The organism is Caldococcus noboribetus (assembly GCF_055389385.1).
In genome coordinates this window covers 596715-620848 of record NZ_AP042475.1, presented here as the reverse complement: position 1 = coordinate 620848, position 24134 = coordinate 596715, and the positions used below count along the sequence as shown (strand labels likewise).

Annotated in this window: 25 protein-coding genes; 9 read left to right on the top strand and 16 right to left on the bottom strand. The window is 60.1% G+C overall.

Translation table 11 applies throughout. The features are described from left to right. Positions 1–55 precede the first annotated feature (55 nt). Positions 56–2380, bottom strand: a complete 2325-nt coding sequence (locus ACZ5GQ_RS03300; RefSeq protein ID WP_498857205.1) for a M1 family metallopeptidase — start codon at positions 2378–2380, stop codon at positions 56–58. Between the two features lie 149 nt (positions 2381–2529). After that, positions 2530–3912 carry a hypothetical protein gene (locus ACZ5GQ_RS03295; RefSeq protein ID WP_498857204.1) on the bottom strand — a complete coding sequence of 461 codons (1383 nt, stop codon included), beginning with the start codon at positions 3910–3912 and terminating at the stop codon, positions 2530–2532. Positions 3913–4042: 130 nt separating this feature from the next. On the opposite strand from ACZ5GQ_RS03295, the gene ACZ5GQ_RS03290 reads away from it, so the two are divergent. Further along, positions 4043–5314 (top strand): hypothetical protein, encoded by a 1272-nt coding sequence (locus ACZ5GQ_RS03290; RefSeq protein WP_498857203.1) that lies wholly within the window; start codon positions 4043–4045, stop codon positions 5312–5314. Here the strand turns inward: ACZ5GQ_RS03290 and sat are convergent. Both sat and ACZ5GQ_RS03280 read right to left on the bottom strand, forming a co-directional pair. Continuing rightward, positions 5292–6455 carry a sulfate adenylyltransferase gene (sat, locus tag ACZ5GQ_RS03285; protein ID WP_498857202.1) on the bottom strand — a complete coding sequence of 388 codons (1164 nt, stop codon included), beginning with the start codon at positions 6453–6455 and terminating at the stop codon, positions 5292–5294. The two genes, ACZ5GQ_RS03290 and sat, sit on opposite strands and share 23 nt — an antisense overlap. A gap of 12 nt (positions 6456–6467) precedes the next feature. Next, positions 6468–6707 (bottom strand): hypothetical protein, encoded by a 240-nt coding sequence (locus ACZ5GQ_RS03280; RefSeq protein ID WP_498857201.1) that lies wholly within the window; start codon positions 6705–6707, stop codon positions 6468–6470. A gap of 111 nt (positions 6708–6818) precedes the next feature. Here ACZ5GQ_RS03280 and cysC point away from each other — a divergent pair, with 111 nt between their 5' ends. Next, entirely contained in the window at positions 6819–7361 is a 543-nt protein-coding gene (gene cysC / locus ACZ5GQ_RS03275; RefSeq protein ID WP_498857200.1) for an adenylyl-sulfate kinase, read from the top strand. On the opposite strand, the gene ACZ5GQ_RS03270 is transcribed toward cysC, so the two are convergent. Beyond that, complete coding sequence (locus tag ACZ5GQ_RS03270) at positions 7339–7548, bottom strand: CopG family transcriptional regulator (protein WP_498857199.1); 210 nt, start codon at positions 7546–7548, stop codon at positions 7339–7341. The two genes, cysC and ACZ5GQ_RS03270, sit on opposite strands and share 23 nt — an antisense overlap. Before the next feature lie 41 nt (positions 7549–7589). Further along, on the bottom strand, positions 7590–7964 hold the full coding sequence (locus tag ACZ5GQ_RS03265; RefSeq protein ID WP_498857198.1) for a hypothetical protein: 375 nt from the start codon (positions 7962–7964) through the stop codon (positions 7590–7592). Between the two features lie 58 nt (positions 7965–8022). Here ACZ5GQ_RS03265 and ACZ5GQ_RS03260 point away from each other — a divergent pair, with 58 nt between their 5' ends. Further along, positions 8023–8451, top strand: a complete 429-nt coding sequence (locus tag ACZ5GQ_RS03260; RefSeq protein WP_498857197.1) for a hypothetical protein — start codon at positions 8023–8025, stop codon at positions 8449–8451. Here the strand turns inward: ACZ5GQ_RS03260 and ACZ5GQ_RS03255 are convergent. The 5 genes from ACZ5GQ_RS03255 to ACZ5GQ_RS03235 all read right to left on the bottom strand — a co-directional run bounded on the left by ACZ5GQ_RS03255 (position 8440) and on the right by ACZ5GQ_RS03235 (position 14670). After that, entirely contained in the window at positions 8440–8754 is a 315-nt protein-coding gene (locus ACZ5GQ_RS03255; RefSeq protein ID WP_498857196.1) for a hypothetical protein, read from the bottom strand. The two genes, ACZ5GQ_RS03260 and ACZ5GQ_RS03255, sit on opposite strands and share 12 nt — an antisense overlap. Further along, positions 8712–9425, bottom strand: coding sequence for a Gfo/Idh/MocA family protein (locus ACZ5GQ_RS03250; protein ID WP_498857195.1), 714 nt, complete (start codon positions 9423–9425; stop codon positions 8712–8714). Before ACZ5GQ_RS03250 ends, ACZ5GQ_RS03255 begins: the two co-directional genes overlap by 43 nt. A 47-nt stretch (positions 9426–9472) precedes the next feature. Then, positions 9473–10843 (bottom strand): ABC transporter permease, encoded by a 1371-nt coding sequence (locus tag ACZ5GQ_RS03245; protein ID WP_498857194.1) that lies wholly within the window; start codon positions 10841–10843, stop codon positions 9473–9475. A gap of 6 nt (positions 10844–10849) precedes the next feature. Beyond that, positions 10850–11860, bottom strand: coding sequence for an ABC transporter permease (locus tag ACZ5GQ_RS03240; protein WP_498857193.1), 1011 nt, complete (start codon positions 11858–11860; stop codon positions 10850–10852). Positions 11861–11946: 86 nt separating this feature from the next. After that, positions 11947–14670, bottom strand: a complete 2724-nt coding sequence (locus tag ACZ5GQ_RS03235) for an ABC transporter substrate-binding protein (RefSeq protein ID WP_498857192.1) — start codon at positions 14668–14670, stop codon at positions 11947–11949. A gap of 213 nt (positions 14671–14883) precedes the next feature. Between ACZ5GQ_RS03235 and ACZ5GQ_RS03230 the strand changes: the two genes are divergently transcribed. After that, the gene (locus tag ACZ5GQ_RS03230; protein WP_498857191.1) at positions 14884–15861 is read left to right on the top strand and encodes a UDP-N-acetylglucosamine--N-acetylmuramyl-(pentapeptide) pyrophosphoryl-undecaprenol N-acetylglucosamine transferase; all 978 of its coding nucleotides are present in this window, start codon (positions 14884–14886) and stop codon (positions 15859–15861) included. Positions 15862–15874: 13 nt separating this feature from the next. Next, positions 15875–16804, top strand: a complete 930-nt coding sequence (locus ACZ5GQ_RS03225) for a Rossmann-fold NAD(P)-binding domain-containing protein (RefSeq protein ID WP_498857190.1) — start codon at positions 15875–15877, stop codon at positions 16802–16804. On the opposite strand, the gene ACZ5GQ_RS03220 is transcribed toward ACZ5GQ_RS03225, so the two are convergent. Further along, positions 16793–18073: a glycosyltransferase family 2 protein gene (locus ACZ5GQ_RS03220; protein WP_498857189.1), complete on the bottom strand. Its 1281-nt coding sequence runs from the start codon at positions 18071–18073 to the stop codon at positions 16793–16795. The two genes, ACZ5GQ_RS03225 and ACZ5GQ_RS03220, sit on opposite strands and share 12 nt — an antisense overlap. A 55-nt stretch (positions 18074–18128) precedes the next feature. Beyond that, entirely contained in the window at positions 18129–18386 is a 258-nt protein-coding gene (locus tag ACZ5GQ_RS03215) for a hypothetical protein (protein WP_498857188.1), read from the bottom strand. Positions 18387–18514: 128 nt separating this feature from the next. Here ACZ5GQ_RS03215 and ACZ5GQ_RS03210 point away from each other — a divergent pair, with 128 nt between their 5' ends. Further along, on the top strand, positions 18515–19189 hold the full coding sequence (locus ACZ5GQ_RS03210; protein ID WP_498857187.1) for a GNAT family N-acetyltransferase: 675 nt from the start codon (positions 18515–18517) through the stop codon (positions 19187–19189). Here the strand turns inward: ACZ5GQ_RS03210 and ACZ5GQ_RS03205 are convergent. Both ACZ5GQ_RS03205 and ACZ5GQ_RS03200 read right to left on the bottom strand, forming a co-directional pair. Next, on the bottom strand, positions 19176–20195 hold the full coding sequence (locus ACZ5GQ_RS03205) for an MraY family glycosyltransferase (RefSeq protein ID WP_498857186.1): 1020 nt from the start codon (positions 20193–20195) through the stop codon (positions 19176–19178). The genes ACZ5GQ_RS03210 and ACZ5GQ_RS03205 overlap by 14 nt on opposite strands. A 33-nt stretch (positions 20196–20228) precedes the next feature. Next, positions 20229–21173: a glycosyltransferase family 2 protein gene (locus ACZ5GQ_RS03200; RefSeq protein ID WP_498857185.1), complete on the bottom strand. Its 945-nt coding sequence runs from the start codon at positions 21171–21173 to the stop codon at positions 20229–20231. A gap of 73 nt (positions 21174–21246) precedes the next feature. Here ACZ5GQ_RS03200 and ACZ5GQ_RS03195 point away from each other — a divergent pair, with 73 nt between their 5' ends. The 3 genes from ACZ5GQ_RS03195 to sfsA are packed head-to-tail and all read left to right on the top strand — an operon-like array spanning position 21247 to position 22748. After that, the gene (locus ACZ5GQ_RS03195) at positions 21247–21708 is read left to right on the top strand and encodes a hypothetical protein (protein WP_498857184.1); all 462 of its coding nucleotides are present in this window, start codon (positions 21247–21249) and stop codon (positions 21706–21708) included. Further along, positions 21686–22051: a NifB/NifX family molybdenum-iron cluster-binding protein gene (locus ACZ5GQ_RS03190; protein ID WP_498857183.1), complete on the top strand. Its 366-nt coding sequence runs from the start codon at positions 21686–21688 to the stop codon at positions 22049–22051. Before ACZ5GQ_RS03195 ends, ACZ5GQ_RS03190 begins: the two co-directional genes overlap by 23 nt. Beyond that, entirely contained in the window at positions 22029–22748 is a 720-nt protein-coding gene (gene sfsA / locus ACZ5GQ_RS03185) for a DNA/RNA nuclease SfsA (RefSeq protein WP_498857182.1), read from the top strand. Before ACZ5GQ_RS03190 ends, sfsA begins: the two co-directional genes overlap by 23 nt. Here the strand turns inward: sfsA and ACZ5GQ_RS03180 are convergent. After that, positions 22705–24054: an alkaline phosphatase family protein gene (locus ACZ5GQ_RS03180; protein ID WP_498857181.1), complete on the bottom strand. Its 1350-nt coding sequence runs from the start codon at positions 24052–24054 to the stop codon at positions 22705–22707. The genes sfsA and ACZ5GQ_RS03180 overlap by 44 nt on opposite strands. Between the last annotated feature and the right edge of the window lie 80 nt (positions 24055–24134).

Here is a 24134-nt window from a genome sequence, read left to right as displayed (position 1 = left end):
CTCGAGGTCCCGGCTACACCTGCGTGGGAAAAATAAAAGCTAAGCACTATGGCGCTTACTGCCTCAGCCTTGAGTACGCCTCCAGGATCTCAAGGCCTCCCCTGACCTCAGCGCTCCTGCCGTCAGGCCTTGAGGCGAAGAAGTCGCTGACCTCCTTCTCCCTCCCGAGCCCTATGAAAGGCAGGTAGCCCATGAGCCACCTCTGAACTATTGCCGTCCCCTCGAAGGCCTTCTCCAGCCTGTCAAGGCCCCCGTCCCTTAGCCAGCCCCAGAGCAGGTCCCTGCCGTCGGGGTTAAGGCCAACCGTGAGCACGTAGAGCATGTTCTGCCTCCTCCCAGAGGCTATCCACTCTATGGCCTGCTGCAGGGCCGACCTGTCCCTGAGCTGGGCTGCAGCTATGAGGACCTTCACCTTCTCGGAGTCCAGCTGCTGCCTCTCGTGCTCCCTCCTGAGGCCCTCGAGGTCGCCCGTGGCCACTGCGTAGGCCGTGTAGACGGCCTGCCTCATGTTGGGGTCCACCTCCCTGCCGAACTGGGAGGCGAGCTCGGCGGCGAAGGAGCGGTCCATTATGGCCAGCCTGTTTGCTAACCTCCCGGCCAGCTCCCTGTACTGCTCCTCGGGCCTCCTGGACTGGAACGCGAACTGGGACCTGTGGTAGTCTATGGCCCTCTGCGCGAATATCGCTGGGTTAATGAGGAACAGGTTGAAGAGCTCGTTGCTCAGCTCAAGGGCGGGCAGGTAGTCCGGCACGCTGAAGTTGGTGTCAACGACCCTGAGGTACTCGTCCCTGCCAACGAGGCCAGCGAGCATGAAGTAGTAGTAGTCGTTGAGAAGCCCGTAGGCCTCAAGCTGGTTAAGCTTGGCGAGACCTGAGAGGTCCTGGTACAGGACCCTGTAGAAGCCCGCCCTGTCCAGGTTTACCTTGAGCTGTTTCACCTCCTCGCCCACGTCGACCTCATAGACCCTGGAGCTGAATATGGCGTTAACCCTCCTGCCGTTGACCTCCAGGGTGGCCGGCACCATGTAGGTCAGGTCCTCGAGCTTGCCCGAGAGCGAGAACCTGTGCTGCTCCAGCCTAACCTTGCTGCCCTCCACCGTTACCTTGAGGTACGGGTAGCCAGGCTTCATGATCCAGTCGTTCATGAGGTCCGCCACGGGCACCGATGTGAACGGCTGTATCGCGGTCCAGAGGTCCTGGGCGACGGCGTTTGAGTAGGCGTGGTGCTCCAGGTACGACGAGAGCCCTTTCCTGAACGATTCGCCCAGGAAGTACTCTACCATCCTGAGTATGCTTGCGCCCTTGCCATAGCTTATGTCATCAAATATCTCCTCTATCTCGTCAGGCGATGAGACCTCCACGTGTATTGGGTGGGTAGTGCTGAGCGAGTCCCTCACCATGGCACCGTCGGTCTCGCCCAGCAGGAAGTTCTCCCACATTAGGAGCTCAGGGGCGAAGGAGCTCACAGCCTTGTAGCTCATGAAAGTTGCAAAGCTCTCGTTGAGCCACAGGTCGTCCCACCACTTCATGGTAACCAGGTCCCCGAACCACTGGTGGGCTATCTCGTGAGCCACTACCTCCGCGACCCTCCTGCGCTGGGCCATGTCGGCGTTGTCAGGCGCTAGGAGGGCGCTCTCCCTGAACGTTATGGCACCCCAGTTCTCCATGGCCCCAAAGGCGAACTCAGGGACAGCTATGAGGTGCATCTTGGGCAGGGGGTAAGGTATGCCGAAGTACCTCTCGTAGAAGTCCACGCTGTTCCTTGCAGCCCAGAGGGCCAGCGAGCCGTACCTTGTCTTGCCGGGGACTGTTGCAAGAACGTAACGGCCTCCGCTGTCGACGACCTCCTCCCACTTGCCTATGCCTATGTACAGCAGGTAAGTTGACATGGGCGGCGTCTCCATGAACTCCACCAGCTTCCTGTCACCCTCGATGGTCACCCTCTCTATGGGCATGTTGGATATCGCGTGAAGGTCCCTGGGTATCCTCACAGAGAGCTTGAACCTGGCCTTGTAGGCCGGGTTGTCAACGCACGGGAACATCTCCCTGGCGTGCACGGACTCGAACTGCGTTGATATTACGTAGCCGCCCTCGTAAGGGGCCCTGTATATGCCTACCAGCTTCTCGGCGGCCTCGCCCTCGAAGTCAACCTCGAGCGTGCCCGAGAACCTCCCAGTCCTTACCGTGACCCCCTCCTCGTCTTGCGCGAACTGGACCGGGGACCCGTTGGCCTTAACTGAGGTCACCCTCACTCCCTTGGCGTCAAGCCTCAGGTCCTCCTGGGTCTCGAGCTCTATGGATTCATGACCCCTGTACCTGAAGCCATCAAAATCCATGAATATTACGTACCTCTTTATCGTTGCCTTGGGACTGGATGCCAAGCTGAGTCCCAGGAGCCTGTTATATAACTACATAAAAAGTGTTAGCACTTGCATGAGGTCAGGAGGCCGCTGGCGCGGCCAAGACCTGATCCCTAAGCCTAAAATAAAAGCGTAAAAACAGCTGCAATGAGGGGCCAGGACTTAAGGCATCAGTGCCTCCTGAGCAGGAAGAATGCCACGAGCAGGAGGCCAACGACCACCGCAGAGCCTCCTATGACATCCTTCGCCGGCGCGCTGCCGCTGGGCACTGTTACAACCACAGAGCTCAGGTTGCCTATGGTGGTCTGCGACGGCTTCACGGTGACGCCGTCAACGCCGACAAGGGTCACCTCCTCGTCCTCGACCGAGGCGAAGGCCTTGGCTATGTGGTCAAGCCCGTTCTGTTCATAGAACTGCGAGGCATTGCTGAAGAGGTACTGTATTGCCACCAGCGTGTCCTTTGGGTTCTTGGCGTTGGCCCCTATTATCATTGGGCTCCTGAAGCTGAACGTCACCATGTGGCCGTAGCTCGTTACGTTTATCTCCTCGCTCGAGGGCACCACTATCCTGAAGTTCTGCTGTATGTAGCTTATGAGCTCTGACGTGGCGTTAACGAAGGGCTCGGCGTTGTCAATCAGCTCCCCCAGGAGGCCGCTGTAGTCGCCAAGGTCAGTGTTCCCCTGCAGGCCTCCCTGCTGGGCCAGGGCTCCCAGGCCCCTGGCTAAGGCCTTTTGCAGGAGCTCTATTAGGCTGTCAGAGACGTTGACGCTTACCTCCTCTGAGGCCTCCCTGGCCTGATAGTTAACGTAATAGTGATAGCTGCCGTTTATGAAGCCTGGCGCCAGGGCGGCGCCTATGATGGCCTGCGCCAGGCCCAGGGTTGTGTTTGGAGGCGCTGGCGTGGCGTTAACCACTGCCTTGAGCACAACGCCGGTAAAGGTTGAGTTCTCATAGACCTTGAGCTCAGTTATGTTTATGCCAGTGGTGTTCAGGCTCTCATACTTGAACAGCTGAATGGGCACTGGGTATGGCGTGTGTGACACGTTAGCCTCTAGCAGGACTATGTACTCGGGCGAGGGCGACGTCACCGCCTCCACAAGCCTGTAGAGGCTCACGTTGGCCTCAAGCTGACCCTCACTTGCCAAAGCTACAACGGTGCCCATGAGCCTGAGCTCTGAGACCCTGCCGTTGGAGGTCCTGTTTATGAGGCCTGAGACGTTCAGCGACTGCAGGCCCAGCTCGCGGCCGGCGAACTTGCCCAGGCCGTTGAACCTGAGGTGCCCGTGCTTCGGCACCTGGCCGCTGTAGACGAGCCTCAGGTATGTCGAGCTGCTGTAGTAGGTTACCTCTAGGCTCAGGTTCTCCTTGGGTACCTCGTGCTCAAGCGTCGCCGTGCCGTTAACTGCTACCACCACCGCGCTGTTGGGGTAGACGTAGATGTAGTTGCTCCTGTTTACATGAACGCCCTCGGCCAGCGAGGCCGCCGGGTAGAGGACTATTATAGCTATTAGCAGCATTGACGCGGCCGCGGCGAGGGCCCTCCTGATCTCCAATAACTTCACCTCAAGGAGGTTAAAGTGTCGGGAAGAGTTATATGCGTATCTGCATAATGCAACGATGGGATTCCATTCCCTCGCATCCTGCTTACCGCTTTTAACGTCACAGAGGGACTGGGCACGGGGCTTGGGCTTGATACCTCGGTGGGCCGTTGCAGTCCTTGTCTATCTAATACTGATAGCTGGGGCCCTAGCAGCAGCGGCTTACCCCTACGTGAGGGGCTCCACGGACTGGGGAGTCCTCCTGGAGGGCCACAGGCTCATCTACTTCAGCCCAAGCGAGGGGTGGGTCGTAGCAGCAAGTAACAGCAGCACCGTAGTCTACTTCGACGGCAGGTGGCTCTCGCTCAACGTTACGGCCACGGCAGCGTGCCAGCTGGGGGACCAGCTCGTAGTGGTCGGCTTAGCCAGCGGCAGGCCCTCCATGGCTGACCTAAGCAGCTCCGGGGTCACGTACTACTACGTTGACGCTCAGGGCTACCTTACGGCCGTCTCATGCCATGAGGGCGAGGTCGCCGCGTCGGGGGTGCTCAACACGACCCCGTTCCCGCCCTACAGGCTCCTGGTGGCCTCGCTTAGGAACGGCTCGCTGATGGCGTACTCCACTAACTTCACCACGCTGGTACCCCCCTACAGCGCCGCCCCCCTCAGCGACGGGGTTGCGGTTGCGTTCAGCGACAGCTACCTAGTCTACGTGGATCCTCCGCGCGCCCAGGCCTACTACTATGGCAGCAACGTGACCATAGACTATGTTGGCAGCTATGACGGGGAGCCGCTCGTGGCGGGCTCTGAGATAGTAAAAAACCTGCAGGACGCGATGATAGCCCTTAACGGGACTGCCTACGTCTACAACGTTGAGGCCTACGCCTTCGCAGCAGCGGGGACCCTCAACGGGCTTGCGCTGTACCTGAGGCCGCCATATGGGTGGGCCTCAGTGCTCTACACCTACGGGGAACTTCCAAGGGCTGAGACCACGGCAGCGCTCGACTACCCCTTCTCGCTGGAGACCGCGTACCCGTTCCTTCACGGCATTGTGTACCTTGGACAGATCTTCGTGGGCTCAGGGAAGGACTACATAGCGGTTTACGTCAATGGGACCGTGCAGGGCTACCTAGAGGCTAACGGCTCCGTCATAGGGTGGGCCACGTCGTCCAGGCCAGCGGTGGTCACGCCCTCCCTCCTGGCGACGTTTCACCTTAGGCCCGTGAGCTCTTACGGGCTGTCCCTGCAGGCGCTTAACGTCAGCTCCCTGCACGGGGAGCCCGCGCAGGCCGGCCCGCTGAGGCTGGAGCACGTGAGGCTGGAGCACGGCTTCTACAACTACGCCATCGGCTACTCGGTTGATGCGATAATTGTTGGCACCATAATACTTGCGTTCATTGAGAGGAGGAGTTTATGAAGAGCCTGTCCTTAAGCTTTATCAGCGCGTCCGCCACCTCTGGCCTCATCATGTAGTCCGGCGGCCTCTGGCCCTCGGACAACAGCTTCCTTATCTCGGTGCCGCTTATCCTTCTCCTGTACTCGTCCCCGTGCGGACATATCTTGTCATTCACTATGCCTCCGCACTTGACGCAGTAGAAGGCCTCCCTCAGGAACAGCGGGGTTATGCCGAGGTCGGGGAACTCCCTGAAGATGTTCCAGGCCTCGTAGGGGCCGTAGAAGGAGCCCACGCCGGCGTGGTCCCTGCCCACTATTATGTGGGTTGCCCCGAAGTTCTTCCTCACTATAGCGTGGTGTATAGCCTCCTTTGGGCCTGCGTAGACCATCTTCATCCTGAGCACGCTGAAGACGTAGCTCGACCTGGGGAAGTAGTCCCTCAGAAGGACCTCATACGCTGCAACTATGGCTTCATCCGTGAAGTCCCCCGGCTTCTTCCAGCCCACCAGGGGGTTCACGAACAGGCCGTCTACGAAGCTCAGGGCGGCCTTCATGACGTACTCGTGACCCATGTGAGGCGCGTTCCTGGTCTGAAACGCTGCTATGCTCCTCCAGCCAAGCTGCTCGAAGAGGACCCTGGTCTCCTTGGGCCACAGCCTGTACTTCTCGAATGGCTCGGGCAGCTCGGCGAACTGCTCCACCTTGCCCCCTATGAGCATCTGCCCCTCCCTCCTGTAGAGCAGCACGACGCCAGGGTGGGCCTGGTCGGTGGTCCCGAAGACCTTCTCAGCGAAGGTCTTCCTGTCCCACTGGAAGGCGTCCTCTACGTTCATGATTGCGAACCTGACGCCCTTGTAGGACAGAGCTATCTCAGAGCCTAGGACCTCCTTGGCAAGCCTCGGCTCCACGTCAAGCACTATGGGTATGGTCCACGGGAGGTCGTTGGTTAACCTCGAGTTCCTCAGCACGCTCTCGTACTCGTCCTCAGTCATGAAGCCCTCCAGGGGGCTGTAGACGCCGTGAGTTATGTTGGCCACATCATAAGCTAGGGCCCCGGAGAGCTCAAGGGCGGGCAGCTCCGCAGCCTGGCACGATAGCTTCTCCGCCCTGGGCCCCCTGGCCACCCTGTCGATCAGCCTTCCGCCGTGGGGCTGGGACACCAACCTGGCTTCACCTCAGAGGTAGCCCAGGCTCTTGAGCCTCCTCAGTATCTCCTCCTTCTCCTCCTCACTTATCGCGCTCTGAACTTTCTCCCTCTCCATGTCGCTCACGACCTCCCTGAGGACGTAGGTGACGAACTGGGAGACGCTGTTGAAGCCCGTGCCGGCTATGAGGCTCTTTATCCTGTCGTAGAGGGGGGTGGGTATTGAGACCGTGGTGTACCTCCCCCTCTCGCCCTCTGGCTTCCTCGCCATTGACCTCGCCTTCTAATTAAGCTTAATTAGGAATATTTAAGCTTAATTAAGCTTAATTAAGGCCCGCGCTTTAAAGCCCCTAAAGACGCGTTGGCCCAGAGGTGCTGAGGCTTGAGGGGCCTGGTGGTCTGGCTCACCGGCCTGCCAGGGAGCGGCAAGACAACCATAGCTAACGCTGCCGCCGAGAGGCTAAGGGCCATGGGCTACAGGGTGGAGGTGCTTGACGGCGACTGGTTCAGGTCCCACATAGACCCCGAGGCCGGCTACACGAAGGAGGAGAGGATGAAGCACCTGGTCAGGGCCTCGTGGGTGGCCAGGCTCCTGGCCAGGAACGGGGTGATAGTGATCTGCAGCTTCGTCTCGCCCTACAGGGACGCCAGGGAGGAGGTCAGGAAGATAATATCGGAGGAGGCTGACTTCCTGGAGGTCTACGTCAAGTGCCCCCTGGAGGAGTGCATAAGGAGGGACCCCAAGGGCCTCTACAGGAAGGCCTTAACTGGCGAGATCAAGCACTTCACTGGCGTCTCAGACCCCTACGAGGAGCCGCTGAGCCCTGACCTCGTGCTTGACACTGTAAAGGACAACGTCAATGAGAACGCCGAAAAGCTCGTGAGCCTCATAACTTCAAGGCTTAAAGGTAGCCGAGCCTCCTGAGCCTGTCCTTTACGGCCTCCTCGTCCTCCTTGCTCATTGCTGTGCTCTCCTGCTCCTCGAGGAGTTGCCTGAGGAGGAACTCGACTAGTTCGTCAACTGACCTGAAGGTTCCCTGCTCCTCCACGTACTTCCTTGCCTTCTCGTAGAGGTCCCTGGGTATGGAGACCTGCGCCCTGTCCTCTGTCAAACGCTATCCCCGCCCTGAGCTGGCCGTGGGGCTAATATAAGCTAGTAGCAGGGGCTGCCGGCGGCCCTTAGCCTCTTCCTCCTCCTTACCCTAAGCAGCACCCTGAGAAGCTCCAGCAGGGGGAGCCAGAAGGTGAGGACTATCATGCTTGGCTCGTCAAGGGCCACGTGCCTTATGACGCTGTCGTTTAGGTTAGCCCTGTCCCTGTGGACCACGTAGAAGTGCTTGAACTCGAGCACGTGCAGGCAGCTCCCGTCGCTCAGTGTGGCCCTCCAGTTCCTCAGCTGTCCCCTGGGCTTCCCGAAGGAGGGCTCAAGGCACTGGTCCTCGGGCCTGGGCACAGAGTTCTTGGGCACTATGTAGTCAACGTGGTAAGGCGCCTTAGCCATGACCCTCTCTATGGTCTGCCAGTCCATTGAACCGCCACTAAGGCGTAATTTGTCACAAAATAAAACAGTTAGCATGTGCTGCAAAATGAGCGAGGAGTGCAGGGGCACCCTGAGGGTCGTGGCAGGGCTCATAGCCCTAGGTATGACTAAGGAGATGATAAGGGCCGCCCTGCACTACGACTTCAAGCTTGACTTGAGCGACGAGCAGTTCGACCAGCTTTACTCCAGCGCGGCTAAGTGCGTCGAGAGCGGCACGGTCAAGGTCAGGAGCTGGTCCACCCCCTTCAGGCCAGGGGACTGCAACAACGAGGTAGTAAGGGAGGTGGCAGCCATGATAATGAGGGGCGAGGACCTGGACTCCATAGTGCCCACCGTTCTCAGGAGGCACTACATGCTTAGGAGCGGCACCACGTACAGGGTGCTGACCCAGAGGGACGTGGAGTACGCCTACGACGTTGCGCTCCTCTGCATTAAGGACAAAATAGAGAGGTCCAGGAGGTGGTCAGCACCTTGAGGACGAGTATATGTCAAGGACGGCCCTGAGGTCCCTCAGCTCAAGCTCTGTGGGCATTGGGTTGTCCTTCCTCTTGCCGTCAACGTACTCAGCGAACGCCCTTACCTCCTCGCCTATCATGTCAGTCTTCGCCACCTCGAGCCTTGAGCCGTTCACCACCAGGTCCCCGTGCCTTGCAAAGTACCTGAAGCCCCTGGACTCCAGGAAGAGCCTTGAGGAGGGATCCTCGTATATGGACCCCCTGTCGCCGTAGACCTCTATTATAGGGGCGGGGGCTGCGCTCCTGAAGGCCCATCCATACATGTACACCCCCCTGCGCCTGACCTGAAGTTAAACATGGCGACCCCCACGTCCTCCCCCTCCATGTCAACGCTCCCCGTGCGGTAGACCATGGAGCACACGGAGGAGTACTCGCCGGCCACGTTTAGCATGACGTGTATCATGTGTATGCCGCCGTCTATCACGGCCCCGCCGCCCATGAGCTCCTTGACCCTCCTCCACGTCCTCGGCTGGTTGTAGTGTATGTCCCTCACAATCACTGTGTGGATCCTGCCAACGTTGGGCAGCTGCCTGTAGAGCTCGTTGAAGGTCTCGTCAAAGTGGTAGTTCTCAGCAACCATGAACTTAAGGCCCGAGGACTCTGCAGCCTTAACTATGGCCTCCGCCTCCTCCATGTTCCTGGCTATGGGCTTCTCAAGCATGACGTGCTTGCCGGCCCTGAGGGCCCTCAGCGTCATTGGCATGTGCGCGTCGTGGCTCACCACTAGGTCCACGGCGTCAACCTTTGACGAGAGGACGTCGTCGTAGTTGGTGAAGTAGCCGGCGGCGCCGAACCTCTCAGCTATGGCCTTGGCCTCCTGCTCAGAGGAGCTGTAGGTGTAGTACTCGATGTCGAAGCCCTCGTCCTTAAGCCTTGACATAGCTGCAAGGTGCACTGAGCCGAAGCCCCTGCTGCCAACGACTGCTATCCTCAACTCAGACCCTGCAAGGATGTGAGCTTCACGGCAAAAAAGGTTTAGCCCTACCTCCCGCCGAACGACGCCCTCTCTATGGCAAAGCCCACGACCACGAATGGCAGACTGACGAGCACTATCATGAGGCCTGGGAAGAGTATCCACCACCACCAGCCGTTGAGGGCAGCGTTGGCGTCGTAGGCGGCGTCAAGTATGCCTCCCCACGTCACTATGTTAGGCGGGGCTATCCCTATGAAGGCCAGGGTCTCAACCAGCAGTATTGCCCCCGGTATCCCAAGCACCGTGTACGCCACTATGAATGGCACCAGCCTGGGCAGGAAGTGCGTCAGGAACGTCCTGTACGAGGGTATACCCATCAGCTTGTCAGCCTCAACGAACGAGTTCGTCTTTATGCTCTGGGCCGCGCTCCTGGCTATTATTGCGTAGAACGGCCAGCTCAGGAACGTTATCAGGAGGGCCTCCTCCATTATTGACAGGCCTGACTTCAGCAGCAGCCCAAGGGCCACCAGGAACGGCAGTGCTGGGAGCGCCAGTATGACCGTGCTGAACCAGTTGAGGGCGGCGTCGGTCTTGCCTCCCAGGAAGCCAGCGTAGCCACCTATGAACGTGCCTATGAGCACTCCCAGCAGCGAGGTCACCACGCCTATCTCAAGCGCGTTCGGCAGCCCCAGCAGTATGCCAAGGAATATGGGCCTGCCGTAGATGTCGGTGCCCAGGGCTCCGTAGGCGTTCCCCATTATCCTCACCTGGGCAGCCTTAAACTTGGCGGGGCCCGCCGTCGCAATGAAGACGTTCACCCCGTAGGTGCCCAGCTCCGTTGGGCCCACGGTCCTCCTGGAGAGGTTGCTGAAAAGCGCCGTCGCCAGGGCCTGCGTGGTCAGCACCGTGGGCACCGTGCCCGTCTTCTGGAGCAGGTAGGCCGAGAGCGGCTTGGCCAGGGCGCTGAGGTCAAACGAGTACGCCGTCCCCATCACGGTCACGGTGGCGTTGACCGTTGACCCCGACGGCTTAACCCACTCCACCAGCATGTACTGCATTGTAGTGTTGGAGGCGAAGTTAAAGACCACGTCGGTAGGGACCTTGGAGTAGCGCCAGTTGAAGCTGTAGGTGAGCTCGTACACGTAGACCGTGCCTATGTGCTCATACACCTTCACCGAGTGGGGGTTCACGTAGAGCGAGGGGGCATAGCTTGACGGGCTCAGGAACGCCATCCAGGAAGGCGCCGCCACGGTCGGGTACGCGCTCTCCCAGTACTGGAGGTTGTTCAAGTAGTTGAACGCTACGCTCTTCGGCCACGTGCTTACGTACGCGGCGAGGCCTACGAAGATAAATATAACCACGAGGGCCGCCAGCGCGCTCTTGCTCTTCAGCACGTACTTCAAATAGAACATGAAGCTAGAGCCTGCCTCCTCAGACATCCCGCTTCACCCTTGGCTTGCCCTTATCCTTGGGTCCAGCATCCCCTTTATTACCTCGTTAAGGAACAGCGCTATTACAAGCACCAGAGTGAGCACGTAGGTTATTGCCATCACGGTCGCCTCGTCGGACTCCATGACAGCGTAGTACGTAAGCAGCCCTATGCCGGGCCACACGAACACTATCTCCGTCGTCAGGCCTCCGGCGAAGGAGCTCGCCAGCCACAGCATGGCCTGGGTGGCTATCGAGGGCGAAGCCGTCTTAAGTATGTGGCCAAAGACTATCCTCCTCTCGGGCAGCCCCCTGGCCTTTGCTGTGAGCACGAAGTCCTCCTTGGTGGTGGCCAGGGTCAGGCTCCTGACCACGTAGGCGAAGCCGCCTATGTTAACTATGAAGAAAGCCAGGAGCGGTAAGGTCATGTGATCCAGCAAGCTGGCCACGTACTGTAGCGGCTCCTTGGAGAAGTTGAGGCCGGCGCTCACTATGCCCCCCGGCGGGAACCAGCGGAGGCCGTAGGCGAGGCCAGCTATGAGCAGGAAACCTATCCACCACGTGGGCAGGCTCTGGTGCACAACCGCTATCACAGGTATAGCCTTGTCGTAAGCCGAGCCCTGGTACCTGGCCGCGAGCACCCCGAGGAGGGTGCCAACTGCAATTATTATCACAGTTCCAGTTGTGAAGAGTATTATGGTCCTTGGCAGGGCTACGGCAATTATCTGGGCTATGTTATTGGAGGTCGTGTAGCCCGGGTAGCTGACGCCTGGAGGAGTTACACCGAAGTGGAAGGTTATCAGGGCCTTCATCTGCAGGGCGAACCTAACTATGAGGGGCTGGTTGAGCCCGTAGGCCGCCTCAAGGGACTTCTCATACTCCTCAACCTCAAGGTTGACCTGAGTTAGGTTGAGGCTCCCCCTGGCGTGCCTTATGAGCTCGGTCTTCAGCTGGCTCGCCGAGTACTTCACGTAGTCAGAGTAAAGCCTCTGTATTACGGGATAGGTGAAAACATACAGTATAACCATGGCGGCAAAAAGCACAGTAATGTATATAATCGCAGTTTTAGCTAAAAAAGTCTTATAACCCATTAGTGGCTGTCACCCCTGGCCATTCACTTTCTCCTGGCCAGGAGTGCCACGGCAGCTATTATAACTATTACAACGACGACTATTCCCACTATCAACGTAGTCGATATAGTTACTGGCTTAGGCGTTGTCGTGGTCACTGGCGTCGTGGACGTTGTTGTGACTACTGGCGTTGTAGTTGTAGACGTTGTTGTCGTGGTCACCACTGGGGTGGTCGTAGTTGTGGTGGTCGTTGTCGTCGTTGTAGTAGTTGTGGTGGTCGTGGTGGTCACCATTGGGGTGACCGTTATGGGCACCTTTACCGGGTCAAGCAGTATGTTAGCAGGCGTGTAGGCCCACAGTATCAGGTAGTAGCTCCCAGGCGACAGGCTTGTGGGCACAGGTATGCTCACTGAGCCGTCGGCGCCGCTGGTGAGGTTCTCCTGAGCCACTACAGCGCCCTCAGGGGTCACGAACTGCGCTATGACGAACACTCCGCTCTGCGGGGTGGTGACATTAGTTCCGTCCGGCGTGCCGTAGACAGTGGCGCTTATGCTGCCTCCCGCCGGCACCATGCCCAGCGGCGGCAGGGTCACGTGCACGGAGTACAGCACTGGCGTGCTGGTCAGTATGCTGGGCACAGGCACGTTGAAGTACGGGTTCTTAACGAGCTTAGCGTACTGGCCAGGCTGGTAGGCCACCAGCATGTAGGGTCCTTCACCTATGACAGCGTTGCCGTATGTGTTGATGTAGTTTATGGCATCCGTGTAGGCCTCGTGGGCAAAGGTCGTGTTAACCAGCTGGACTCCGCTCAGGTTCTGGACCTCAAGCAGGCCCTCAGGTATGTAGCCCGTGCTGTTGTAGAGCTCCAGCGCCTTGAGCACGTTGCCCACGTCAGTTGGGTTCACGAGGTTTAGCCAGTCGACGTGCTCGCTGGTTGCGGCGCCGCTGCTCCATGCGGCCTCGCCGTGGGCCACCACGTAGGCCATGGCTGCGTAGAGCGGCCAGGGCATCATTCCGCCTCCGGGCTCAGCGTAGCCAAGTATTATGAAGTCGCCTACTGTGCTCAGCGCCGCGTACTCAGGGTTGAACCACCACGCAGTGCTCCAGATCTCCAGCGAGGTGCTGTTCAGTATCTCGAACCCAACTATCTGCTGCAGCGACGGGCCGTAGACTGCGGCCGCGGTCGAGTCGTATATTGGGCTGTTAGCTGACAGGCTCGCGTTGGCCGCTATCAGGTACTGCTCTATGAGGTCAGCTAGCGTTACTGGCTGGCCGTCAACGAACCTGTCGTTCTGTAGGAGTGGGGCAAAGTTAACTATCACAGCTACCTTGGCCGTTGTGTTCGGCGGCACATGCTGCACCTTCATGCTCGTCGCGTTGTACATGAGAGCCGACGTGGGCACGGTTATGTTAGCGACAGGTGAGAGGGCCACCAGCTTATAGGTGAACCCGACGGGCACGGGGAAGCCGTTGCCAGGTGTGTAGTATATTATTGGCAGGAAGACGCTGGCGGCCGTGGCAACGCTGTAGGAGTCAGTAAAGCCGGCTACTGGGTTCATGCTGCCCATGGCCAGGTGCCTCACCCCTATGGTGAGGGTGCCCGTCGGCGTCTTAGCGTTCAGGAAGCTGAACGGAGTAACCAGGCCCTCTATGTAGTTGGGCACCAGCCCTGTCACCATGTTGCTGTTGACAAATATGGGTATCAGGCTCATGCCCAGGCCGATCCTTATTGCAGATACTATGCCATAGTAGTTTATTATGTCGAGCCACTTGTAGTACTGCTGCTCACTCGTGAACTCGCTGAGCGCCAGCCTGAGGCTCAGGTTGTCTATTATGTTGAGCTCCTGGGTCAGCTTGGGCTCCTGTATGTTAGTCGTGTTAACGGGCAGGCCCCACGCCGTGCCGTAGGCGTCGCTCGCTGGCAGGTCGCCAAACGCAGCTCCGTAGAGGGAGGCCGGCAGGCCCCAGTCGTAGAAGCCGTAGGTGCCGCCCCAGGCCTCTATGAGCACGTTCCACGTGGTCTCATTTGGCACCATGCTGTATATGTCAGTTATCTCCTTCTGCAGGTTGCCGTACACAGGCTGCACCTGGAAGCCCAGGCTCTTGAGCTGGTCTATCAGGAATGACGCGTAGATGTACCTTACAGTGGCGTCAGTCCTGACGAAAACGTATATAACCACGGGCTGGCCGTTGGGGTAGTACCACTGGCCGTTTATGTACTTGTAGCCGTGGGCGGTGAGCGTCTTGTATATGGTCTCATTAGCGTAGGAGGGGTTGTAAGTTATGTTTGAGAACGCCGCGGTCACATTTGAGGTTGTCAGCATTTCGTACTCACCGCCGTACAGGGTCAGCGTCGGTATTCCGTAGCCGTAGAGGACGTCATTAACGAAGTAGCTCCTGTCCACTATGTAGTTAATCGCAAACCTGACGCTCTGGTAGTAGAACGGGTTGAGGACCTCCTGCCCGCTCGGGTTCTCTATGTACTCAACTGGGTTCAGGAGAACGTCATAGTAGGTTGAGGGCATCTCGTAGGCAACTGACCCTGGAGGCAGCGTGCCCATCTTGTAGGGCGGTATTGCATAGTCGTAGAAGGCTATGTAGCCGTGATCAAAGTCGCCGACCCCAGCAGTGTCTGACCCAGAGTAGCTCTTCAACACTATCGTTGACACGGGCTGCCCTGATGTCTGGGCCTTTGCAGTGAACGTGAGCGGCGTGAGCAGTACCAGGCTAAAGACTACAAACAGGGAGGCTACTAGGACTAGCTTCAACGCGTGCCGCATACTACCACGCTGTCTGTGTGGTATTACATTCAGAGAATTTATCTGTTGACTTTCGTAAGGTATTGCTGCTATCTGTCAACATGTGTTGCAATTACTTTACCTAAACGTGTTAAGTCTCACACGTAGGGATCTTATTTAACGCTGAGGGGCCCAGGGCGGTTAACGTTAAGAGCTCCCCCGAGCTGAAAGTCGCGAAGGAGCTTGAAGGCGCTGATAATAGCGAGCGGCGGCGGCCACACGGGGCACGCCCTGGCCCTAGCTGAGAGGCTCGTGGACTCCGGGGTAGCTGTTGACTTCGTTATACCGGAGGGCGACAGGTGGAGCGAGGAGCAGGTCTCCAGGCTGGGCAGGGTGGTCGCCAGGACGCCTAAGTTCCTCGACCCAGGCGAGGGGCTGGCGAAGGGAGTGCTCAGGCTCCCAGGCGCCCTGGTCAGGTCGCTGGCAAGGGTTCCCAGGGGCTATGACGTGGCCGTGGCCAGCGGGAGCAACCACAGCATAGCCTCAGGCATAGCGGCGTGGCTTAAGGGCTCCAAGCTGGTCACCATAGAGGCGACCGAGAGGTTCGTGGAGCCCAGCAGGGCCGTCAGGGCACTGTCCCCCATATCTAAGCTGGTGGCCCTTCAGTGGGAGGAGCAGAGGAGGTTCGCCCACAAGGGCGTCGTTGTGGGGCCGCTGCTGGGAAAGCAGCACTACAAGGTAAGGGACGAGGGCTACATACTTGTCACCGCGGGCAGCTACGGCTACAGGGCCCTCTTTGACGCGGCGGCCTCCTCCAGCCTAAGGGATAAGCTGATACTGCAGACGGGCAGGGTTGACCCGGGGCCCTACGTCAAGGCTGGCCTCAGGGCCTTCAGCTTCAGCCCAGAGCTTGAGGACCTGATAGCTGGGGCCAGGGTCGTGGTGACCCACTTCGGCAGGACAGCCGTCGAGGCGGCCTGCAAGTACGGCAAGCCCACTGTCCTGGCCCCCAACACGGAGTGGGTGTGGATGAGGGACCCGGTGAGGATGATAGAGGCCAGCATGATGGCCAGGAGGATAGGGGCCGTGCTCCTGCCCCCCGAGCAGGTCACCCCAGAGGGCGTTGAGAGGGCCGTGGAGGAGGCCCTGAAGTCAAGGCCTGCCAGCTGCGACGACGGCTCCGTCAAACTGGCTCAGATAATAACCTCCTGGGGCAGTTAACCCGAGGGCCCGCTTGAAGTTCATAGTGACAGGGGGCGCTGGCTTCATAGGGAGCAGCCTAGCGAGGCTGCTCCTTAGCGAGGGATATGAAGTCGTGGTTTTCGACGACCTGTCATCGGGCAGCAGGGATAACGTGCCCGAGGGGGCAAAGCTCATAGTTGGTGACGTCTCCAACAGGGGGGACCTTGAGAGGGCTGAGGCCGAGGCCAGGGGCGACGACGTAGCCATAGTCCACCTGGCCGCGGTCTCGGGGGTCGTGGAGGCCAGGGAGGACCCCTCCAGGGCCGTGAGGGTGAACGTGCTTGGCACCCAGGAGGTGCTGGACCTCGCGAGGAGGCTTGACGCCTACGTCGCTATTGCAAGTAGCGCGGCAGTCTACGGCGACGTCAGCGAGGTCCCCGTGAGGGAGGACATGCAGCTCAGGCCCACGAGCCTCTACGGCCTCACGAAGCTCTTTGACGAGCAGCTAGCTGAGCAGGCCCGCAGGGACTACGGGCTAAGGTCTGCCTACCTGAGACTTTTCAACGTCTACGGTCCAAGGATGAGGAGGGGACCCTATGCGAGCGTTATCTACAACTTCATGGAGGCCGCCATAAGGGGCCTCAGGCCCGTGATCTACGGCGACGGCCTTAACACCAGGGACTTCGTCTACGTTGACGACGTTGCCAGGGCCTTCGTTGAGGCCGTGAGGAGGAGGGCCACAGGGCCCTTTAACATAGGCACTGGCAGAGAGGTGAGCGTCCTGGACATACTTAAGCTCGTGTCCAAGGTCACTGGCGTCGACCTGAGGCCTGAGTTCAGGGAGCCGAGGCCAGGGGACATAAGGAGGAGCTGCGCGGACATAAGTAAGGCGAGGGAGGGCCTCGGCTGGGAGCCAAGGGTGAGCCTTGAGGAGGGCCTCAGGCTGACGTACAACTACATGAGAGAGAGCCTAAGACCTTGAGCCCCTCCACTCGTACCTCCTGAGGAGCATCTTTGGCAGGGCCACCAGCCCTGCGAGCAGGTAAATGGCTATGGCTGCCGGCAGGGGCCTCACGGCCTTCCCTGCCTTTGCTACGGCGCTTATGTAATAGGCGGCGCTGGGCACCAGCCACGCGGCTGACCACGCAAGGGTCCACGTCAGGAGCTCAGGGTGAAGCCTGGCAACTGCAAGTATGCCAAGCCACGGAGTTATGAGGTAGCCCCAGGCAGGCATTATGAGGAAGAGCAGCAGGGGCCACGTCCTCCTGACTCCCCTGAGGGCAGTGAAAGTGGCTAACATTGAGCCCCTTACCCACCTCTCCTTCTGCCTTATCACTGCCCTTATGGAGGTAAGGGGCTCCTCAACAACTGGGCTGCCGCTGAGGAAAGCGACCTTCATGCCCTTGCTGAGGAGCTTAGCTGAGAGGTCCAGGTCCTCAGTGGGGGCCCAGGGCGTCCAGAGGCCCACGGCCTCCAGGTCCTCCCTCCTCACGAAGTAGCCTGAGCCTGTTATCCAGGCGGAGCCTGTGAAGCCCATCAGGGCGGGCGCCAGGAACTGGTTGTAGAGCCTCATCTCCGCCGCCTGGGCCCTCATGTGGGCCCCGGCGAAGGTCCTCCTGGCCTCGGGCGGCAGTGCTATCTCCCTGGGAAGCTGTGCCGCCGAGTAGCCTGAGGCTATGGCCGAGACAGCCCTTGATATGGCGTCCGGAGGGGCGACGCCGTCGGCATCCAGCACGCCTATTATGTCACCCGTGGCCATCAACTCAGCCCTGTTGAGGGCCGCTGGCTTGCCCCTTGTGCTCCCGTCGCCCAGGGAGAGCCTGACCCTGACGCCCTCCACCATAGCCTCAGAGCCGTTGACCTTCCTGAGCCCCAGGGCCCCCAGCACGTCGTCAATAGTTGGGTCGTCGGCCTCAGCGGCTATTATTACCTCATAGAGGCCCCTGGGGTAGTCCTGGCTTAACAGTGACCTGACGGCCCTGAGGGTCCTCTCGCCCTCCCTGTAGGTGGGTACTATCACAGAAACCCTTGGCGTCGCGGGCAGGGGTTGCCTGGCATCCTGGGCCCTGCCCCTGGGGAGGCCGTGGAGTATTATGACCAGCTCTACTACGAGGGCCACGCCCACTGTTATAGCGCTCCCTGCGGCGTAGGCCATCAGGGCCTTTGAAGTCGATATGCTAAGGTGTAGGCTCTGTAGGTACTGGTGAAACGTTGTTATAATCTGCTGGCTGCTGATCACGTTAACACTCAAAGGTGCCCCCTTTCACCTTTAGCTCAGGGGCTAGAACTTAAAAAAGGTTAGGGACCTAGGCGTTGCCCTGCTGGCCCTTCAGCTCCGCTATCCTTCTGTCTACCTCCTTGAGCTGTTCTTCGACCCACGACCTGAGGTCCTCCAGGTACAGCCTGTAGGCCTCCAGTGCCCTGAGCTCGGAGTCCTTGTCGTAGTAGCCGTACCACGCCATGGCCCAGCCGGGCCTCTCCCACGGCGGCAGGTAAGAGAAGGGCCCGTGGCCAGGCCAGGGCCCCCAGCCCCACCAGCGCCTCCACCAGCCCGTATCGCTCACCCAACTCGAATATCCGATACAAGCCTTATAAGTCTTAATGCTGGGCCTTGCAGCTGCTGGAAAAAATAAATAGGTCAAATGCGAACTGTAAGCGTGAGCTGTATGCAACTCAAACCAAGGTGGTGCGCGTGCTCTCAAGGGTTAAGGTCTCCTTCGCGAGGGTCACCGCCGATGACAGGGAGGCAGTGCTGTCCATGTTAAAGGGCGCCCCTGAGCTGAGCCACATAGACATAAACGCCGCCTTTGACCGGTGGCTCAGGGAGGGCTACTTCATAAAGGCAGTTGACGCCGACAACAGGATAGTGGGGGTCCTCCACGCCATACAGCTCGAGGACGCCGTGTGGATGGAGGGCATCGGGGTGAGCAGCGACATAAGGAGGAAGGGGGTTGGGAGGCAGCTTGCGGCCTACGTGATGGACCTCACGGGGGGCAGGGTGTTCAGGGTAATGGCCAGCGAGAGGAACATACCGTCAAACGCCCTGGCGCTCTCCCTGGGGTTCAAGGAGGTTGACAGGGTCTACTTCAGCGACGGCGTGAGGGTTTCAGCTCCGGAGCTTGCAAGGAGGCTCGGCCTTGACGAGGCCCATGGGGCCAGCGTTGAGGGGCCCGGCTACGTGGACTCCTGGGTCTGGAGGCCCATAGAGTACTACAGGGGCAGGGTGTTCTCGAACGGCCAGGTCAAGCTCCTTGACACGGATCCGCCGTTCTTCGCCTCGGGCGACGCGGACGGCTACATGAGGTTCTCAAGGCAAAGGAGCGCCTACTCAGAGGCCTTTATAGTCTACGAGCTCAGGAGGGCCTGAGGAAGATTAGCAGGGCCGCGGCCCCCACTATGGCCTGAAGGGTCATGAGGCCTATCGTGACCCCCCTCTCCGTTGCCCTTCCCCTGAGCCTCCTCTGAAGCCTTATCATGACGTGCGTCAGGCTGTAGGACCTGTCGTAGGGGGGCTCAAGGGAGCCGTCGGGGCCCACCTTGCCGAAGTTCTCCTTGTAGACCCCGTGCAGCAGCCCCCTTATGAAGAGCAGGAGCTCTACGTAGTAGAGCAAGTACATGAAGAGGCCGAAGGCCGCTATGTCGCCCAGCACAACTATGCCGGCGTAGTAGGCGCCCACGGCGTAGGTCATCGTGTTGCCCGGGAAGACCCTGGCCGGGTACCAGTTGTAGAACAGGAAGCCCACGAGTGCCGCCATCATTATCAGTGACAGGTACGCCGTGAGCCAGAGGCCCTTAGCTATCGAGAAGGCCGCCGTGAAGGCAAGCATTACGACCCCCATGCCGGCCTCCAGGCCGTTGTAGCCCGCTATCATGTTGTAGGCGTTTGAGGCGCCCATGACCCCTATGGGCACCACAACCAGGGGGAACAGGAGCCCCAGGTAGAGCACGTGAATTACGGGCACGTGAACTATGTAGGCGTTGTACTTGGCTATCATGAGCGGCAGGGCGGCGGGTATCGTTGAGAGGACCCTCACCAGCGGGGGTATGCCCTTCTTCCAGCCAAGTATGTCGTCAAGGAGCCCTATGAGCCCGGTGAGCATTAGCAGGGAAAGCATTGAGAACAGAGGCACGGGGTTGTAGAGGGAGCCGTTGACGAAGGTGTTTATGGCCTCCATGACCAGGAGGCCCAGCGAGGCCCCCACTATGACCCAGAGGCCCCCGGCCTCGGCCACCTTCCTCCTGTCAGGCTTGTTCATGTCAGAGCCAACTAACCCCCTCGAGCTGGCCACGGCTATCCATGAAGGCTCCAGGGCCATCACTGAGCCCATGGCCACCAGCGACGATATTACTGCTACCACGGCCTCCTGCAGCAAGCTCCTCCCGAGGGCGTTGTCCTGGTCCTAGTTTTAAGCGTTGGAGCTGCAGGACCCCAGCGGCACCCCTATCTCCCTGGCCCTATCAACAACCCTGCTCGGCAGGAGGCTGACGTCGAAGCAGGGCCTCCCCCTGGCGTCCTCCTCCATGAGCCTGAGGCCCACCTCCTTCAGGTCATCAGTGCCGTACAGCCTCCTGGCCTCAGCCCTGACGGCCTCCATGGCCCTCTCGACGCCCTGGGATGACGCTATTGAGTAGAAGTTGGCCCTGGGCATGAGCCTCTTAACTGCGACCCTCTCAGGCCTCCTGACGCCGGTGAGGTGAAGCCCCATGGGGCTTGACGAGAGCCTCCTCCTGAAATAATATGGCGGCGCGTACAGGTACTCAAACCTCCCGTCCCACAGGTACCTGAGCCTCCTTGAGTATGTGAAGGCCCAGTGCTCCTCGTGGAGCCTGTCGGCCCTGCACCTGTGGCTCAGGTCGCCGCAGAGGGTTATGAAGGGCCAGTAGAGCAGCACGTACCTGTCCCTCCCCTCGCCCTCGACGAAGCCCCTGAGAGCCCTGCCGAGGCCCTCAAAGGCTATGAAGTCGGAGTCCCAGACCAGTATGTACCTGTACTTCGACTCCCTGAGGGCCAGCTCCCTGGCCTCGGCGTAGCCCCTCGGCGGGTACTGCCTGACCACCCTCACGCCGAGCCTTGACCTGGCGTCCTCCAGGACATCTTCAGTCTCGTCCCAGGGGTCGGAGGAGTCTATGACCAGCACCTCGTCAGCCATGGACGCCGCGTCCTCCAGGGCCAGGGGGAGCCAGTCAGGGTCATCATAAACTATTACAGTGGCGCTTACCCCAAGGGGCCTGCCCTCCCTCGAGGGGTCCACTAGCCTGAGGCCCCTCGCTACGGCAGCAAGCGAGTTGTAGACGGCCCACGTAACTCTCCTGCCCATCAGCCTTCTGGCGTACCTGAGCAGAGCTGCCAAGGCCCCTCAGGGGCCCCGCTGGGGGGACAGGTTATTAACTGCAGCCGCGACAGGCGGAGTGGGCCAAGGAGGCTTGAACTGGGACGACATAGTTAAGGTAGTGCTTTCCATGCCTCCTCACAGGGACCTGGCGCTCCTCAAGTCCCAGCTGCCGAGCCCCAGGTTGTCGGGGTTCAGGAGGAGGTGGCTCTCGGAGCCCAGGGGCCAGAGGGCTGACTGGGAGAAGGTCATGCCCGACGGGAGGTCAGTCCACGTGAGGGAGTACAGGGACTACTACCTGGTGCACTGGGACATTGCCTCGCCCTCGAGGAGCGCCCTGAGGCACCTGCTCTACGACGCCCCCCACTGGCTGCTCATAGCTATGACTGCCGCGGTCACTGTGATAGCCGTGCTCCTAGGGCCTGGAGCTAAGGTGGGCGCTGCAGGGGGACTCATGGCCACGGGCAACATGCTCCTGGGGTATAGGAGGTCGCTTATAGCCCCGGCCGAGCCCCTCAGGGCTCAGGGCTCTGTTGAGGGTCTGCCTACCACTTGACGAGGGCGGCAGGGTAGCGCTGTCCTCCAGGGCCAAGTACATGGCCTTAGGGGACCTTAACGGCAACTCTGTAAGCGTGGAAAAGGTCATTGAGAACCCGGCGCTGAGGGCCAGGGAGAGGAGGCCCAGCTTCATAAGGGCCTGCAGGGAGGCGGGGGCTGAGGCCGTGGTGGCGGCCCACGGCTCCTACTGCATACCGTCAGCCATAGAGGCCAGGAGGGGGCGGCTGAAGCTGCTCGTGGGCGAGGGGAGGCCCGAGGACCTCAGGCTCAGGGAGGCCGGCGCGTGGGAGTTCATATACTCCAGCCTGCTGGCCACCGTTGAGAGGGCGAGGGGCCATTAGGCCTGGCGAGGTCGCCTACACCTTTGAGGGCCCCCTGAGGGAAGCGACGGTAAGGGCGAGGCCCAACAGGTTCCTCGTGATACTTGATGACGGCACCAGGTGCCACCTTCATGACCCGGGGAGGCTGAGGGAGCTGATATACCCGGGCAACAGGGTCCTGGTGAGGCCCACCAGGGGGCTCAGGACGTCCTGCTCGGTGACGGCCGCCTGGTCCAACGGCAGGTGGGTCGTGGTGGACAGCAGGGTCCACAACAGGGTTGCGTCCCTCTTCCTGCCCCAGGGCGCCAGGCCAGAGGTGAGGGTTGGGGACAGCAGGCTTGACTTTAAATATGACGACACCTACGTTGAGGTCAAGGGCTGCACCCTCGTGGTTGATGGGGTCGCGCTCTTCCCGGATGCGCCCACTGAGAGGGGCAGGAGGCACGCTGAGGAGCTCGCGAGGCTCAGGGGCGAGGGCCACGGGGCCCTGATGATGTTCCTCATAATGAGGGACGACGCCCTCTGCCTCTCGCCCAACTGGTCAACGGACCCTGCGTTCTCGTTGCAGTTCGCCAGTATGGTCAAGGCCGGGGTCGCTGTTGAGGCCCACAAGTTCAGGCTGGAGGGCAACAACCTCGTGTATGTGGGTGATGTTCCGCTCTGCGAGGGGGCCCTCAGCGGGAGGCCAGCAGCTCCTCCAGCAGCCCCCTGGCCTTAGTTATGTCTATCAAGCCCTTGTCCCCCCTGGCCACCGTGCCCTCGGGGTCGTAGACGGAGAGCACCCCGAGCCAGTCGTGCATGGAGTCGTCTGGCCCCTTGTCGTTCCTGTCCATGTAGTTGGACGGCCACCCCACCGTGCCTATGGGCCTCCAGTTCAGGTCGTCCAGGTAAACTGTTAGGTCAGGCGCGTCCCCCCTGGCCACTGGGTATATCTCCTGCGGCTCGTAGGCCTCATTCCTCCAGGCCTCCCCGTTGGGCCCCCTTATCTTCATGACCGCCTCCTTCACCTCCCTCACCAGGCCCTCCAGCTCCTCCCTGCCAACTATGCCGTGGGGCTCCCTGCCCCTCACGTTGAAGAAGAAGCGGGAGTAGTAGCCTCCCCAGGCCCAGACCCTGGTGTGGTCCCAGTCTATCATGTCTGGCGTCAGGTCAGCGCCGGGGGAGCTAGGCCTCTCCTTCAGCTTCAGGTACCCCTCCTGCTCGAGCCACTGGTTTATGGCGAAGGCCCCGTGCATAGGCTTAGTGCCGTGGTCGCTGACTATCACTATTATTGAGTCCTTGAGGGGGCCCTTAGTCATTTCCTCGAGCCAGGAGTCCACCCTGCTGTAGACCTCAGGTATTGCCCTGCTGTAGACCTCGTGGTACGTGTACCTGGGGTGCCTCTCGTCGAAGTACTTCCAGAAGGCGTGGTGGGCCCTGTCTATGCCTATCTCAACGTATATGAAGGCGTCCCAGGCCTTGCTCTCTGCCAGGTACCTTACTATCCTGCCGTGGTTCTCAACCATGGCCAGCAGGTCCCTCCTGGCCGCGTCCCTGTCCTCAGTCCTGTAGACTATGTCAAAGATGGGGTCCCCCACGCTTGACTGAAGCTCCTGCCTGAGCCACGGGGGCCACGTGTAGGGCCTCTGGGGGCCCGGGGTGTTGAAGTCCGTCACCATGAAGCCGTTCACCGGCTTAGGAGGGTACGTCGGGGGGACGCCGAAGAGGCCGAACCTGAGCCCCCTCCTGCCCAGGTCGTCCCATATGGCCGGCTCCTTTACGTCCTGCGACGTGACCACGTAGGAGTCAAAGGTGCCGGGCCTCCTGTGCCTGAAGCCGTAGATGCCCAGCTCCCCGGGGCTCCTTCCGGTGAACATCACCATCCAGGCGGGCACCGTTATGGGAGGGTGGCAGGTCCTCATTAGGTAGCGGGCCGAGTCCTCCACCAGGCCCCTTATGAACTTGAAGCCGCCGCCGTCGTGGCCCTCGTAGAGCACGTAGGGAGGCAGGGAGTCAAGGCCTAGGACGAAGAGCCTCCTGGCCAAAGCACCTCACGCGCTGCCTTGAGCTCCAGGGAGTTAAATAAATGAGGTTCCCATGTGGAGCGAAGGGACAGCAGGTAACA

What these genes read in the sequence shown, in the direction of transcription:
- ACZ5GQ_RS03280 (WP_498857201.1), bottom strand. Translation starts at nt 6,707, where the DNA reads ATGGCGAGGAAGCCAGAGGGCGAGAGGGGGAGGTACACCACGGTCTCA.
- ACZ5GQ_RS03265 (WP_498857198.1), bottom strand. Translation starts at nt 7,964, where the DNA reads ATGGACTGGCAGACCATAGAGAGGGTCATGGCTAAGGCGCCTTACCAC.
- ACZ5GQ_RS03260 (WP_498857197.1), top strand. Translation starts at nt 8,023, where the DNA reads ATGAGCGAGGAGTGCAGGGGCACCCTGAGGGTCGTGGCAGGGCTCATA.
- ACZ5GQ_RS03255 (WP_498857196.1), bottom strand. Translation starts at nt 8,754, where the DNA reads ATGTATGGATGGGCCTTCAGGAGCGCAGCCCCCGCCCCTATAATAGAG.
- ACZ5GQ_RS03245 (WP_498857194.1), bottom strand. Translation starts at nt 10,843, where the DNA reads ATGTCTGAGGAGGCAGGCTCTAGCTTCATGTTCTATTTGAAGTACGTG.
- ACZ5GQ_RS03240 (WP_498857193.1), bottom strand. Translation starts at nt 11,860, where the DNA reads ATGGTTATACTGTATGTTTTCACCTATCCCGTAATACAGAGGCTTTAC.